Below are 15,331 nucleotides of genomic sequence, written 5' to 3' on the forward strand. Positions count from 1 at the left end.
TGTAGATGGATTTCTTCGAATTTCTAACCTTTAAAGGTTGGAAATCCATCTACAAAGGCGACCGCTATCGCTGTTCCGACTCCATATCGGCCTTCGGCCACTTATTCACCTTAATGGTGTGAGAACCAAATGACAAACCTTGATGTCCTAAGGTTTGATGATAATGAAGGAGTGACTATCGTGTCAGAAGCTTATAAACAAGCCGGCGTTGATATCTCGGCGGGTAACGAAGCAGTCGAACGGATGAAGAAACACGTGAAGAAGACGTTCCGTCCGGAAGTGTTGACGGATCTTGGCGGCTTCGGCGGTCTGTTCGGTCTTAATAAAGACAAGTACGAGGAGCCGGTATTGGTTTCGGGTACGGATGGTGTGGGTACGAAGCTGAAGGTTGCTTTTGCGATGGACAAGCATGACACGATCGGTATTGATGCGGTTGCGATGTGCGTGAACGATATTATCGTTCAAGGCGCAGAGCCGCTGTTCTTCCTCGATTACCTGGCTTGCGGCAAAGTAGAGCCTGCGAAGATCGAAGCGATCGTGAAAGGGATTTCCGATGGCTGCGTGCAGTCCGGCTGCGCTCTGATCGGCGGCGAAACGGCTGAAATGCCTGGCATGTACCAAGGCGACGAATACGATATCGCTGGTTTCACAGTCGGAATCGTAGACAAGAAAAACATCATCGACGGCAAAACGATCGCTCCTGGCGATGTCGTGCTAGGTCTCGCTTCAAGCGGTATCCACAGCAATGGCTACTCGCTGGTTCGTCGTTTGCTTCTGGATACAGCTGGCTACAGCTTGGATGCGGAGCTGCCTGAGCTTGACGGCAAGAAACTCGGCGATGTCATCATCGAGCCGACTCGGATTTATGTTAAATCCGTTCTTGAGCTGATCAAACAAGTACAAGTTAAAGGGATGGCCCATATCACAGGTGGCGGATTTATCGAGAACATTCCGCGGGTTCTGCCTGAAGGCGTTAACGTAGAGATTGCATACGGTTCATGGCCGATTCAACCGATCTTCGGACTGATGCAAGAGAAAGGCTCGATCACGAACCGCGACATGTTCACAACTTTCAACATGGGTGTGGGGATGGTCGTTGTCGTTCCTGCTGAACAAGCCGAAGACGCGCTGCGCGTTGCACGCGAGCTTGGCGAGGATGCTTACATTATCGGTAAAGTAACGGAAGGCAGCCGTGTAGTTACCTTTACGGGAGCTGACGTTTAATGGCCGGCATGCGCGTCGCCGTGTTTGCTTCGGGCTTCGGCTCGAACTTCGGGGCGCTCGTGGATGCGGCAAAACAACAAAGGCTCGAGGGCGCAAGCCTCGAGCTTCTTGTTTGTGATAAGCCGGAGGCGCCTGTAGTTGAGCGCGCGAGAGAGGCCGGCGTGGATGTTTTTGCGTTCCGGCCGAAGGAGTACGCTTCGCGTGAAGCGTATGAAACGGAGATTCTGGCCGAGCTGACAAGGCGCGGAATCGAGCTGATCGTGCTGGCCGGCTATATGCGGATTCTGACGCCGGTGCTCGTTGAGCCGTTCTTCGGGCGGATGATCAACGTGCATCCGTCGCTGCTGCCCGCTTTTCCAGGCGTGAACGGGATCGGCCAAGCGCTGGCTTACGGCGTGAAGGTGACGGGGGTCACCGTTCACTTCGTAGACGGCGGCCTGGACAGCGGCGCGGTTATCGCGCAGCGCACGGTCGAGATCGCGGACGGCGACACGATGGAGACGCTCGCACCGCGAATCCACGCGGCGGAGCAGGCGCTGCTCCCGTGGGTCGTCTCGCGCATCGCCGCCGGGGCGGTCGCGATCGACGGTCGGAACGTGATTGTGAAGTAGCACCTAGAGCAACACATGGGCTAGAAGCCGACGAATCAAGCACAAGAGTAGCACTGAGAGCAACACATGGGCTAGTAACCGGTGAATCGAGCGTAAGAGTAGCACTGAGAGCAACACATGGGCTAGAAGCCGACGAATCAAGCACAAGAGTAGCACCCAGAGCAACATGTGGGCGGGATATCAAAGCGTTAGCTGGTTTTAACATATAGATGCAAGTGTACAAGATGCGTGCTCCTGAGGGGCAGCGCAAAAACTTTTAGGAGGTTCTATTTTGACCATTCGCAGAGCACTTATTAGCGTATCGGATAAGACGGGGATTGTGGAGTTTTCGCGGGCGCTGGCTGGCCTTGGCGTGCAAATTATTTCGACAGGCGGTACGGCGAGCCTGCTGGAGAAGGAAGGCGTTCCGGTTATCGGAATCTCCGATGTAACGGGCTTCCCGGAGATTCTGGATGGCCGCGTGAAGACGCTGCACCCAGCGGTGCACAGCGGTCTGCTTGCCGTTCGCGATGACGAAGAGCATCAGAAAGCGATGCAAGAGCTTGGTCTCGACTACATCGACTTGGTTGTCGTGAACCTGTATCCTTTTGCAGCGACGATTGCTAAGCCGGATGTATCCTACGAGGATGCGATCGAGAACATCGATATCGGCGGCCCGACGATGCTTCGTTCAGCAGCGAAGAACCACGCTTTCGTAACCGTAGTCGTAGACGCGGCGGACTACCAAACCGTGCTCGACGAAGTGAAAGCGCAAGGAGATACGACGCTTGAGACTCGTAAGAGCCTCGCTGCAAAAGTATTCCGCCACACCGGTGCTTACGATGCGCTCATCTCGGACTACCTCTCGAAGCTGCAAGGCAATCCGCTGCCTGAGAGCTACACCGTTACGTACGAGAAAGTGCAGGATCTGCGTTATGGCGAGAACCCGCATCAGAAAGCAGCATTCTACCGCAAGCCGCTGGCATCCGCAGGCAACATCACAACTGCTGAGCAGCTGCACGGCAAAGAGCTGTCCTACAACAATATCAACGACGCTAACGCGGCGCTCGCTATCGTAAAAGAATTCAACGAGCCAGCTGTCGTAGCGGTAAAACATATGAATCCTTGTGGCGTGGGTATCGGCAGCGACATTCACGAAGCCTACCAGAAAGCATACGCAGCAGATCCTACTTCGATCTTCGGCGGCATTGTAGCGGCTAACCGTGCAATCGGCGTAGAGACGGCTAAACTGCTGAGCGAGATTTTCCTGGAGATCGTCATTGCACCGGACTTCACGCCTGAAGCGCTTGAAGTGCTGACGAAGAAGAAGAACATTCGCTTGATGAAGCTTGGCGAAATCCAAGCGGCAAGCGAGCGCAAGCCGGAATGGCTCGTAACGAGCGTAGACGGCGGCATGCTCGTACAAGAGAGCGATGTCCACAGCCTGACGGAAGCAGACATCCAAATCGTCACGAACCGCAAGCCAACAGAAGAAGAGCTGAAGCAGCTGCTATTCGGTTGGAAGGTTGTAAAGCATGTGAAGTCGAACGCGATCCTTCTGGCATCGGACGATATGACAGTCGGCGTAGGCGCAGGTCAAATGAACCGTGTCGGCGCAGCTCGCATCGCGATCGAGCAAGCCGGCGACAAAGCTAAAGGCGCCGTTCTTGCATCCGACGCGTTCTTCCCAATGGGCGACACGCTGGAGCTGGCAGCGAAAGCCGGCATCACGGCCGTTATCCAACCGGGCGGCTCGATCAAGGACGAGGAATCGATCGCAGTAGCCAATGCGCATAACATTGCGATGGTGCTGACGGGCGTTCGTCATTTTAAACACTAGTACAGGCTTGGCATAAAAGGAGGGTTTCCTTTGCGGATTATGGTCATCGGCGGCGGCGGGCGTGAGCACGCCATCGTCTGGGCGCTGAATAAGAGCGAGAAAGTAAGCAAGATTTTCTGTGCGCCGGGTAATGCAGGTATTGCCGAGCTGGCAGAATGCGCGCCGATTCCGGTTAACCGGTTCGACGAGCTCATGCAGTTTGCATGCGATAACGCGGTGGATCTGGTCTTCGTAGGACCAGATGATCCGCTTGCGGACGGTATTGTCGACGCTTTTGAAGCGCGCAATATTCCAGTCTACGGACCTCGCAAGAATGCGGCTGAAATCGAAGGCAGCAAAATCTTCATGAAAAATTTGCTGAAGAAATACGAGATTCCGACAGCTAAATACGAGACGTTCACCGAATACGAGACAGCACTGGCTTACTTGCGCGAGCAAGAGCTGCCGATCGTCGTGAAAGCAGACGGCCTCGCTGCAGGTAAAGGCGTAACGGTTGCGGCGACGTTGGAAGAAGCTGAAGAAGCGCTCCATGGCATGATGGTAGGCAAAGTGTTCGGCGAATCCGGTGGACGCGTCGTCATCGAGGAGTTCCTGTCGGGACAAGAGATGTCGATCCTGGCTTTCGTGGATGGCGAAACGGTGCGCGCAATGGTACCGGCTCAAGATCACAAGCCTGTCTACGATAACGACAAAGGACCAAACACAGGCGGTATGGGCACGTATTCACCGCTGCCGCATATCGATCCGGCCATCGTGGAAGAGTCCATCGAGAACATCATCAAGCCGACGGCAAAAGCGATGGTTAGCGAAGGTCGTCCATTCCGCGGCGTCCTATTCGCAGGTCTCATGATCACCAAAGACGGCCCTAAGACGATTGAGTTCAACGCACGGATGGGCGATCCGGAGACACAGGTCGTGCTTCCTCGCCTGAAGACCGATCTGCTCGATATCGTGCTCGCTTCCATGAACGGACGTCTCGATCAGCTAGAAATCGAGTGGAGCGAAGAAGCTGCGGTATGCGTTATTGCCGCATCAGAAGGTTACCCGGCAGCCTACCCGAAAGGCCTTCCGATCTCTGGTCTGGAAGCTGCCAAAGCGCAGGGCGCGCTCGTATTCCACGCCGGTACGGCTCTTTCGGCCGAAGGCGAAATCGTAACGAACGGCGGACGCGTGCTCGGCATCGTCGGCCGTGGCAGCAATATTGCTGAAGCGCGCGCGAAGGCGTACGAAGCAGCGGCTGCGATACATTTTGACGGCATGCATTGCCGTACCGATATTGCGGCGAAAGCGCTGAAATAGTATGCGTGAACGTCAGCAACGACGAAAAAGAGTTGTCCACATGTGGACAACTCTTTTTTTCGTATCAACACACTTCCCCACACTATCCACACACCGGCGAAATGAGCACATGTAGCGGACCAGGAAGTCTACATAAGAGCAAATTCGGCGGAATGAGCGCATGTAGCGAACCAGGGAGTCTACATAGGAGTGAATTCAGCGGAATGAGCGCATGTAGCGGACCAGGGAGTCTGCATAGGAGCAAGTTCGGCGGAATGAGCGGATGTAGCGAATCAGGAAGTCTATATAGGAGCAAATTCGGAGGAATGAGCGCATGTAGCGGACCAGGGAGTCTACATAGTCGCAACCTGCCATTGTTTAGGCAGAGGGCCATAGTTTGGCAAGCGAGGTGTTACTTCTTTGTAACTACTAAGTCGCCTAAATCTACTAGCATAGGAAGTAGAAGAAGTGCGAGAGGATTGGTAGGATGCGACAGCTGCGAGAATTGCGACATCAGAGAAGACTAGCCACATTGATTGTGGTTACGCTAATGGTAGGCCTATTGTCGACCAGCTGCGGATTGAGCAAGCATGAATTGGCGGGAGATGCCGGGACGCACGCCGATATCGGCAAAGGCGGTTCGGGGTCTGCATCCCATGCAGATTGGAATCATTCAGGCGGCGGTGGTGGCGGCGGCGACAAGGATGACGAGCCCGTTGTATCGGCTCCCGGAGAAACGGTTGCGCTGCTTCATCCTAAGCCGCCCGTTGTTACGATTCAGCCACCTGTTATGCTGGATCAGCCGACCGAGCAGCAGACGGATTTTGTTACGACGAAAGGCGAGAAGTTGGTTGCCTTAACGTTCGACGACGGGCCGGACAGTCATTACACACCGGCTATACTCGATATTCTGAAAGCGAAGAAGATCCATGCCACTTTCTTTACGGTAGGGATCCAAGTGAAAAAATACGGCAAAGTGATGAGACGCATCCGCGATGAAGGCAGCGAGATCGGCAATCACAGCTATGCGCATAAAGATTTGTCCAAGCTTGACAGCGATCCTATTATGAATCAAATTAAATGGACAGACGCCTTAATAAATAACCAGATCGGCTATGTGCCCCATTTGGTCCGAGCGCCGTATGGCGCTACCTCGCCGCTGCTGAAGCAGATTGTGAAAGACAATGGACGCGAGCTGATCGGGTGGACGGTCGATACGCGCGATTGGGCGGGCAGCTCGGTTGCTGCAATGCGGGCTAACGTGAACAAGAACACGCATCCCGGCGGAATTATCCTTATGCATTCATTCGGAAGCAAACATATCCGCAACACGGTAGAACTTCTGCCGCTCATCATTAAAGATCTGCAAAACAAGGGCTACACCTTCGTTACCGTGAGTGAGCTGCTGGCTGCAAAAGCACATAGCAATCATGCGAAGACGAAGAACGGCTGACAGTGCGGAAGGAGCACGAGGGATGAACGTATCGCAATGGATCAAAAAAACCGCTGTTCTGGCCGGCGTCTTGCTCTGCTTCTTAATCGTATCCGGCTGTCAGTATACGGCGACGCCTGCTGATCTGCTGCTTAATCCGCGGTCAACGCCGGAGAACGCCGAGCTGGCTTCGGCCGTTCGCGATCATCTTCCGGCGAGAGCCAAGCTGTCGCTTGCCATGCAGGAGCGGTCGAATTCGGCTGTGGTCAAGATGGATGCGGATGGTGATGGGAAACAGGAGGCTTTTGTCATCTACTCGGATGAGAGCGGCACGGAGCATGTGATGGTACTGAAGCGAAGTGCGGACATCGGCTGGCAGCAGTGGTTTACGTTCGACGAGACATCCAGCTACGGCATCGATGTGCTGCGTACGGTTGACTTAGACCGGGACGGAGAGCCTGAGGTGCTTATCGGGTGGAACCAGTATGGGGAGCCACAGCATATTTTGACCCTTTATCATGTGCCTGCAACTAGTGGAATCGTAGCACCGAAGCCGATTGCAGAGCTGCCTTACGACACGCTCGGCGTCGGTGATGCGGAAGGCGACGGTCACGATGAGCTTGCTTTAATCCAATTGCAGCGCCAGAAGCTGACGGCTTCGATTGGAATATATCATTTTGCAGGGGACCGTGTGACGAAGATGGCTTCCGCTGCGCTGGATGGCACCGTGAATGAATATTTGCAGGTGAAGCTTGGCAAAATCGCGAAGGATAAATATGGTGTGCTCGCAGACGCGGCTATTGGCGCGAACTCATCCATGACTACGATGTATGCCTGGGAAGCAGGAAAGCTGGTTTCGATCTACCCGCCTAAACAATCCGGCGACGAGAATGTGCAAATCAATGCAACCATGCAGCTGAGTGATGATGGCAATGGGGATGGTATTCTGGATGTGATCGAACTGCGCGAGGCTCCCGGTCAATCTGAAGGTGTGGCCTACAGCGATTTATTATGGATTCAGCAATATAAGCAGTGGAACGGTGTCGACGGGTTTGACGTTGTTGGCGAACAATATGTGGATACAATTCGATCATACGCGTTGTCTCTGCCGATGGAATGGAGCCATTACACGTTCCGAAGACTAACGGATGGGAATAGCGACGATGTTGCGCTTGATCAGTTTGATGAGGAGACGAATCGGCGCGAGGGGATACTGGCGCTGCGTGTCATTCCCATTGCAGAGTGGAACAATAAAGAGCAGCAGCTGCAAGAGGAAGGGAGCCGCTTCGTGCAGCTTGGCAGTGGAAGCGGGCTGGTCTATGTAGCGATATGGGATGCCCCGTTTGTGAAGGAAGATACGGAGAAGCCGAGTGGCATCTTCCCGCCGGATGAGGCGACGATGCGCAAGCTTTTCAAGCTGCTGCCGGAAAGTTAAGTTGTTAATCTGGGCATGTAAGCTCAATGCGGATATTACACCGGAATGAAACGCGCTGCGACTCCAAGAGGAGGACGACAGCCGCCGTTTCAACTTGGATGAGAAAAGAGGGGAACTGCTGCTTTGAAAATATTAATTGTTGAGGATGAAGAAGCGATTCGCGGGTTTGTCCGCATTAATCTAAAACGAGGCGGCATGGAAGTGACGGAGGCCGAGGATGGGGAAACTGCTTTGGCGCTTGCGCTGGCGGCTTCCCCGCCTTTTGATGTTGCGCTGCTTGATCTGATGCTGCCAGGCATTAGTGGGTTCGAAGTATGCGAGCAGCTTAGGCAGCAATTTCCCCGTATGGGCATCATCATGCTGACGGCAAAGTCGCAGGAGGAAGATAAGATCCGCGGCCTTGAGCTTGGCGCGGACGATTATGTGCAGAAGCCGTTCAGCCCGGGCGAGCTTGTCGCCCGGCTGAACGCCCTTAAGCGGCGTATGCAGCCGCTTGGGGAGGAGCCGGCGCTCGGCGGTGACGGGGCTGCTGCAGGAGCTCCCGCTGCCGAGGCAGGAGCCTTGCCCGCGCCTGCGGCGCATGGGGGCTCCGTCGCCTCGGCGGGAGGCGCTGCGCAGCCGGTGCCCCAGCGGCCAGGCGAGCTGAGCTCGGGGGCGTTTCGCCTGTCTTCGGCGGAGCGCCGGCTGTGGAAGGATGGCGTCGAGATCGTGCTCACGCCGACGGAATGGACGCTTGTGAAGCTGCTGATGGAGCGTGAGGGAGAGGGGCTTAGTCGGGATGATATTTTGAATGCGGTATGGGGACGCCATTATGTCGGTGATCTGAAGATCGTCGACGTGAACATTCGCCGCATCCGCCAGAAGATCGAGATTCAGCCTTCCGATCCGCAGCATATCGAGACCTTGTGGGGGTATGGCTACCGCTGGAAACGGAGCGACGAGCAATGAGAAGCCTGCGCACACGCATCGTATGGAGCTATGGCATCCTGATCGTGCTCGTGGTCGTGATGCTCGGTTCGATGTTCGTGACCCTCGTCTGGAACTACTATTACAGCAGCGCGGTCGGCTCTGTTCTGCAGCGTGCAGAGACGGAGGCGGCCCTACATAATCGGATGATCGCGTACGAACCGATGAGAGAGAAAGCCAGATACATGCTGCAAAATATGTCCGAAGGCACTGCCTATCTCCAGCTGCTTACCGGCTCCGGCGTTATCGTCGTCGATAGCAACGGACTTGGCGGCGATGGCAAGCTTGCGGAGACGCCGGATGTCAGCCGTGCGATCTCCGGCGGAAAAGGGGTCTGGCGAGGCACAGACCCGCTGACGAACGAGCGGATCGCGGCAGTTACGCTGCCGGTCAAGCAGGGCCAGCGCGTGGTGGCGATGTTTCGCTATACCGCTTCGCTCAAAGAAGTGGACACTACCGTGCGCAACGTGCTGTGGATTACGCTGTTTGTCGGTACGGTGGTCGTGCTGCTCTTCTTCACGATGAGCGTGTTGATTGCGAATCGAATCGCCAAACCGATCCGCAACCTGACGCGAGTGGCCGAGAAGATGGCCGAAGGCGATTGGACGCGCCGCGCAGCACCGCATGACCGAGATGAGATCGGGCGATTGGGGGAAACGCTGAACACAATGGCCTCGGAGCTTACGCGGCGCGAGAAGCTGAAAGAGGACTTTATCTCTTCCATCTCCCATGAGCTGCGGACGCCGCTTACTTCGATTAAAGGCTGGAGCGAGACGCTGGCCTCCGGTGATCCGAGCGATGTCGAAGAGCTGAATCTGGGGCTTGCGATCATTGACCGGGAGACGGAACGGTTGGCGGGACTCGTAGAGGATCTGCTCGACTTCTCGAAGCTCTATGCCAAGAGCATCGTGCTGCATCCCGAGTCGCTCGACATACGGAAGACGATCGAAGAAACGATCCGCCAGTTCGAAGCGCGCGGACAGCGTGAATCGATTGCCATTGTAGGAACCGGCGGGGATAAACCGCTCGTTGCCGAAGTGGATGCTAACCGGCTCAAGCAAGTGTTCATTAATGTGCTCGACAATGCGCTTAAATTTACTCCACGAAATGGGACGATTACGGTATCGGCCGATCAAGACGATGGGATGGCACGAGTCCGGATTCAAGATACGGGGAGCGGCATTCCGCCTGAGGATTTGCCCCATGTCACCGAGAAGTTCTACAAAGGGACAAGCCAGCGCTCCGGAAGCGGACTGGGCCTAGCCATCTGCAAAGAGATCGTCGAGCTACACGGCGGCAGCTTCCGTGTGGAGAGCACCGTTGGCGAAGGCACAGCGGTGACGATTGCGCTGCCGCTTATTCGCGCACAGCAGGCGCCACAGCCGCAGCTGTAACTACGGGAGTAGCAGTATCAATAACAGCAACAGCTCCTGCGCCTCCCGCGATTCACTCGACACAGCACCAACCGCCGACAACCCTCGGACGCGGCAAACCTCAAATAACCCGATCGGCTGCGGCCGACCGGGTTATTTGAGGAGCTTGCATCTATTCTTTATAGAACAGCGACTTGTGATTCTTGGTTACATAGGCGATCGCGAAGATAGCCAATAAGATGACAAGGCTGGAGAACCAATGTGCGGTGATCCAGTCGATAAAAGCTGGCATACACAGCCCCCTCGGGTGAAGCGAGATAGAATTAGTGTGCCAAATGTTAGGTGGAGTATACGAGGAGGGGGAACAAACCGTATTCCGCACCAGAGGACCCATGCTGCGAAAATCTAACGAATCTGAGAGGGCTTATTTCGCTGGAATTCGGGGCTTCGAGATTCTAACGAATCGTAGAGGGCTTATTGTGGGGAAATTGGCTCTTACATAGCAACATATGGCCAAATAGGGCTTGTACGATTCGTTAGAATTTTTTTGGAGTCATTTTGGGGCAAATAAGACCTGTGTGATTCGTTAGAGCTATCACGCCGGACTATTCATTCTTAGCAACAGCGGAAGACAATTCCACCGCACTTGTGGTTTAATAAATAATATCCAAACTACTCAATTCTTCCAGAAGGTGGGCTCGCAGATGAAGCATGCTAGACGGTCATCCTTTCGCTTTACACTCGTGCTTGGCGTAGTCATGCTGCTTGTGGCAGGTATGGTGCTCACAGGCTGCAATGAGGGGAAGCTTAACGTCAACGATACGCCACCGGTCGCCGAAGAACCGACGGAACAAGCGGAAGCGCCTGCAGAGACGGCGCCGGTTGATCCGCCCGCTGTGGATCCGCCTCAATATATTGCACCGCTGACCGGCTTGCCGCTGGATAGCGAAGCCACGCAGCGTCCGATCGCCGTGATGGTCAACAACTTCGCTGCGGCGCGTCCGCAATCGGGATTGCCGAACGCCGACGTCGTCTGGGAAGTGCTTGCCGAGGGAGGCATTACGCGCCTTGTAGCCGTCTTCCAAAGCGACACTTCAACGAATCCGATCGGCCCGATTCGCAGCAATCGCCCGTACCTGATTCGGATCGGCGAAGCCTACCATTCTGTACTGGCCCACGCTGGCGCGAGCACAGATGGCTATGATATCCTGCAGCATCATAACAAAGATTACTTAGACGAAATCTCCAATGCCGGTGCTTACTTCTACCGTGAATCGTTCCGCAAACCGCCGCACAATCTGTACTCCAATCTGGAGAAGTTGCGTGCCGGAGCCGCGAAGAAGAAATATGCCGAAACCGTCGATATCCCGACGTTTACTTGGTCCGAGCAAGGGGCGACGGCAGCGGGAACGGCGGCAACGACGGTCGAGATTCATTTTCTGCTGAAGGATTATAAGCCTTCCTACCGCTACAACGAGGCGACGGGGCTCTATGAACGCTCGATTAACGGTAAGCCGCATACCGATCTCACTACGAACAATCAGCTCACGGCAACGAATCTGGTCGTCATCGGCGCGAAGCATAAGACTTACGACGACTATGGCAGACTTGAGATCGATCTGGAGAGCGGCGGTCCGGCGATGCTGATCCAGAAAGGCAAGGCAGTCGACTGCACATGGGAACGCAGCAGCGACGGCGTTATTCGCCTCATGAAGGACGGGCAGGAGCTGCCATTCGTACCTGGACATACCTTCTATCACATCGTTCCGATGACGCCGACGTTTGCGGGGCATGTGAAGCTCGGCATATAATGAGAAGATTAGACGTGCAACGAACGACCTGGAGGAAGAACATTGGAATCGACAACGAAGCAAAATGAACAGTCCTGGAACACCGGCGCATACGGGGCGTGGCTGAAGCGTTTCGGCACACCGGCAGAGGCGGCAGGCAAAATCAAATCGGCACCCGAGAAGCGCGTCGGTTCGGCACTTGAGCATATGGGAGATGTGAGCGGGAAGCGGATCGTCAACCTGCTTGGCTCGAACGGCAACAAAGCCGTTGCGCTTGCGCTGCTTGGCGCAGAAGCGACCGTCATCGATTTCTCCGCGGAGAACGAGCGCTATGCTACGGAGCTAGCCGCTGCGGCAGGAGTGCCGCTCACCTACATCGTTGCCGATGTGCTGAAACTGCCTAACGAGGTGCTTAACGGCAGCTACGACATCGTGTATATGGAGTTTGGCATTCTGCATTATTTTCAAGACCTGCTGCCGCTGTTTGAGGTTGTCCGCGGACTACTCCGCCAAGGAGGCATGCTGGTGTTGCAGGATTTCCATCCGGTCTCCACGAAGCTGATCTCCTCGCGCGGCACAACGGCGAACATTCGCAAGCACAAAGTGGACGGCGATTATTTCAGTACGGAGCTGGAGGAGAAGGAAGTCGCATTCTCCAAATTTATACCGGAGGAGCAGGGCGGAGCGGTGGAAGTGCCCAAAGTGCTGCTGCGCAACTGGACGCTCGGGGAGATCGTAACGGGAGTTGCTTCCGGAGGGCTGTGCATCAAGCTGCTCGAAGAGCTGCCGAACGCCTCGTCCGACGTGTTCGACAAAGGGATTCCGAAGACTTTTACAATCGCAGCCGTGAAGCTGTAAATAGCTGTAAATCAACAGAAGCCGGAGGTGATCCGGTTTCTTTTTTTTGCCCCAGAGACGGTTAAAATCGGATGTGCCGGAAAACAATAGAAGGGCAAGGCGGTCCCAGGCAAAAAATATTTCACGTTTTTTGAAAATAGTCATAAAACCTTTACAATCGCTTAACAATCGAGTTGTATTCTATGATAAGATATTGTCGGTTTCCTATGGAGTTTGATGAATTTTGCCGGCAATCAAATTAGCGAGGGCAGCGAAGGGGATAGTTATGTTTAAGAAAAAGAACGATGTGTTCTTTACGACACTGGAAGCGATGGCGGATACGATTTTGGAAGGCGTGCACTACTTTGAACAAAACGTCTCTAAAATCAAAGATGTCGGACAGTTTGCGAAAACAATGAAAGAGTATGAGAGCAAATGCGACCGTCATGTACATACGATTCTGACTGAACTGAACAAAACGTTCATTACGCCAATTGAGCGTGAAGATATTATGAAGCTTACGACTTCGCTTGATGACGTGCTTGACGGCATTGAAGCTTGTGCTTCCCGTTTCGAAATGTACAATATTACGGAGCCGGACGAGTATGTCACCTTGTTCGCAGAGAACATCCTTCGCTGCGCGCAGCAAATCAAGAAAGCGATTTACCTGCTATCCGAGAAGAAGCTGCTTGCCATGCGCGAGCCTGCTATCCATATCAATGAACTTGAGAACCAAGCCGATGACCTGCTTCGCATCAGCGTAAAGAGCTTGTTCACGAACGTGAAGGATCCGATTGAGCTGATCAAGCGCAAAGAGGTTTATGAGCGTCTGGAGCAAACGACCGACTATTGCGAAGATGTCGCCAACACACTCGAAACCATCATTATGCGCAACAGCTAAGGAGCGGGACGAGCAGGTATGGACATTTACATTTGGGTTGGCATCGTTATTTTTCTAGCACTCGGTTTTGACTTTATCAATGGCTTCCACGATACAGCGAACGCAATCGCGACGACCGTGTCCACTCGGGCATTGTCGCCGCGGAAGGCGATTATCCTTGCATCGGTGATGAACTTCGTCGGGGCGATTATGTTTACAGGCGTGGCGAAGACGATCGGGGGCAAAATCGCGAATCCCGCTACGCTGGACCACGGCGTGCAGGTTGTAGTCGCGACCCTCATCGGGGCCATTGCATGGAACCTGCTGACATGGTGGTTCGGTATTCCATCATCATCTTCACATGCTTTGATCGGGTCGTTGACCGGGGCTGTTGTCAGCTCTGCGGGACTAGATGCTATTAATGGCAGCGGATTTATCGATATCTTAAAGGCACTCATTCTTTCGCCGCTCATCGCATTCGCCGGGGGCTTTATCGTGATGTGGATCTTGAAGCAGATTTTTGCCAAATCCAGTCCGCATCTGATCAATAAAGGGTTCCGCTCCGGTCAAATCTTGACGGCGGCCTTCCAATCGTTCACGCACGGGACGAACGATGCGCAGAAGGCGATGGGGATCATCACGTTCGCGCTGGTTACAGCGGGCATTCAAGACAATACCGATCATATTCCACTGTGGGTCAAGGTTTCCGCAGCAACGGCTATGGCGCTTGGAACGTCAATCGGCGGCTGGAAGATCATCAAGACGATGGGTACGAAGATTTTCAAAATCGAGCCGATCAACGGCTTCGCGGCGGATATCACATCGGCAACCGTTATCTTGACGGCAACGATGACGCATCTGCCGGTAAGTACGACGCATGTCATTACCTCCTCCATTCTCGGCGTGGGCAGCGCGAAACGCTTCTCCGCTGTCAAATGGGACTTGGCGGGTAAGATTATCATCTCATGGATCATCACGATTCCGATTACGATGATTCTTGCGGCGGTGCTATATCAGATCATCGCATTGTTTATCTAACATGGTAAAAGGCTGAACGTCTCGCAAGCGGCACTTAGGTGCGCTTGCGGAGAGGTTCAGCCTTTTGTGCTTGTCGCGGCGGTTATCTACGCGGGCGTCTGCGGCGGCCGCCCGGCGTTACGCCGGATTTGCCTGTGGCAGTGCGACGGCGTTTGCGCTTGCGGCGCTTCGGCGGTGCGTCATCGTCATCATCGGTACTGGTCACGCTGGCGCCTTTCTTCCCGAAGGAGCCTGCGAGTACTTTGATCAGCGGCGCCATCTGAGTGATGCTGCCGACGACCTTCTGCACCTTGCCCATCGTGGTCACGATGCCGTCGATTCCGCCCATACGGTCGACTACGCCCTTGAGGTCATTGAGACTGGTGGCGAGGTTGAAGCCGGACTTGGCGTCGGTCTTCTCTTCGACTTTGGTTGGCTCGATGAGCGTAGGGAGATTGCCGTCAGACTCCGGAAGAGGTATAATTTGCTGGCCTGATGGCGGTTGAATGGTAATGGATGGGACTCCCGTTGAGAACTCGGACGATGAGAACGGAACCGGGGTTTTCCCTAGCCCGACGCTTTTGTTAGTGGGGGTGCTCAATCCTTGAAAGGGATCGGAAATGCCGGGAAAAGGACTTTGCTGCCGCCCATAATGGGGGCCTTGACCTT

The 15,331-nt window shown here is 54.5% G+C and carries 13 protein-coding genes; 12 read left to right on the forward strand and 1 reads right to left on the reverse strand.

The features are described from left to right. Positions 1-180: 180 nt before the first annotated feature. The 12 genes from purM to BLW29_RS10240 all read left to right on the forward strand — a co-directional run bounded on the left by purM (position 181) and on the right by BLW29_RS10240 (position 14,683). The gene (gene purM / locus BLW29_RS10185) at positions 181-1,224 is read left to right on the forward strand and encodes a phosphoribosylformylglycinamidine cyclo-ligase (protein WP_090978914.1); all 1,044 of its coding nucleotides are present in this window, start codon (positions 181-183) and stop codon (positions 1,222-1,224) included. Beyond that, the gene (gene purN / locus BLW29_RS10190) at positions 1,224-1,835 is read left to right on the forward strand and encodes a phosphoribosylglycinamide formyltransferase (RefSeq protein ID WP_090978917.1); all 612 of its coding nucleotides are present in this window, start codon (positions 1,224-1,226) and stop codon (positions 1,833-1,835) included. The genes purM and purN overlap by 1 nt, the downstream gene beginning before the upstream one ends. Positions 1,836-2,106: 271 nt before the next feature. After that, on the forward strand, positions 2,107-3,654 hold the full coding sequence (gene purH / locus BLW29_RS10195) for a bifunctional phosphoribosylaminoimidazolecarboxamide formyltransferase/IMP cyclohydrolase (RefSeq protein ID WP_090978920.1): 1,548 nt from the start codon (positions 2,107-2,109) through the stop codon (positions 3,652-3,654). Positions 3,655-3,684: 30 nt separating this feature from the next. Next, on the forward strand, positions 3,685-4,953 hold the full coding sequence (gene purD / locus BLW29_RS10200; RefSeq protein ID WP_090978923.1) for a phosphoribosylamine--glycine ligase: 1,269 nt from the start codon (positions 3,685-3,687) through the stop codon (positions 4,951-4,953). Positions 4,954-5,419: 466 nt separating this feature from the next. After that, the gene (locus BLW29_RS10205; RefSeq protein WP_090978929.1) at positions 5,420-6,385 is read left to right on the forward strand and encodes a polysaccharide deacetylase family protein; all 966 of its coding nucleotides are present in this window, start codon (positions 5,420-5,422) and stop codon (positions 6,383-6,385) included. A gap of 22 nt (positions 6,386-6,407) precedes the next feature. Continuing rightward, positions 6,408-7,799 carry a hypothetical protein gene (locus BLW29_RS10210; RefSeq protein ID WP_090978932.1) on the forward strand — a complete coding sequence of 464 codons (1,392 nt, stop codon included), beginning with the start codon at positions 6,408-6,410 and terminating at the stop codon, positions 7,797-7,799. A gap of 123 nt (positions 7,800-7,922) precedes the next feature. After that, the gene (locus BLW29_RS10215) at positions 7,923-8,747 is read left to right on the forward strand and encodes a response regulator transcription factor (RefSeq protein ID WP_090978935.1); all 825 of its coding nucleotides are present in this window, start codon (positions 7,923-7,925) and stop codon (positions 8,745-8,747) included. Next, positions 8,744-10,159 carry a sensor histidine kinase gene (locus BLW29_RS10220; RefSeq protein WP_090978938.1) on the forward strand — a complete coding sequence of 472 codons (1,416 nt, stop codon included), beginning with the start codon at positions 8,744-8,746 and terminating at the stop codon, positions 10,157-10,159. Before BLW29_RS10215 ends, BLW29_RS10220 begins: the two co-directional genes overlap by 4 nt. A gap of 683 nt (positions 10,160-10,842) precedes the next feature. Then, positions 10,843-11,949 (forward strand): DUF3048 domain-containing protein, encoded by a 1,107-nt coding sequence (locus BLW29_RS10225; RefSeq protein ID WP_256208497.1) that lies wholly within the window; start codon positions 10,843-10,845, stop codon positions 11,947-11,949. Positions 11,950-11,991: 42 nt separating this feature from the next. After that, entirely contained in the window at positions 11,992-12,786 is a 795-nt protein-coding gene (locus BLW29_RS10230; RefSeq protein ID WP_090978941.1) for a class I SAM-dependent methyltransferase, read from the forward strand. Between the two features lie 265 nt (positions 12,787-13,051). Beyond that, positions 13,052-13,666 (forward strand): DUF47 domain-containing protein, encoded by a 615-nt coding sequence (locus tag BLW29_RS10235; protein WP_090978944.1) that lies wholly within the window; start codon positions 13,052-13,054, stop codon positions 13,664-13,666. Between the two features lie 18 nt (positions 13,667-13,684). Beyond that, positions 13,685-14,683, forward strand: a complete 999-nt coding sequence (locus BLW29_RS10240) for an inorganic phosphate transporter (RefSeq protein ID WP_090978946.1) — start codon at positions 13,685-13,687, stop codon at positions 14,681-14,683. Between the two features lie 82 nt (positions 14,684-14,765). Here the strand turns inward: BLW29_RS10240 and BLW29_RS10245 are convergent, their stop codons facing one another. Next, positions 14,766-15,263, reverse strand: coding sequence for a hypothetical protein (locus tag BLW29_RS10245; RefSeq protein ID WP_143044376.1), 498 nt, complete (start codon positions 15,261-15,263; stop codon positions 14,766-14,768). Positions 15,264-15,331 lie beyond the last annotated feature (68 nt).

This window comes from Paenibacillus sp. CF384 (assembly GCF_900106745.1).
In the GTDB taxonomy this organism is placed as follows: domain Bacteria; phylum Bacillota; class Bacilli; order Paenibacillales; family Paenibacillaceae; genus Paenibacillus_Z.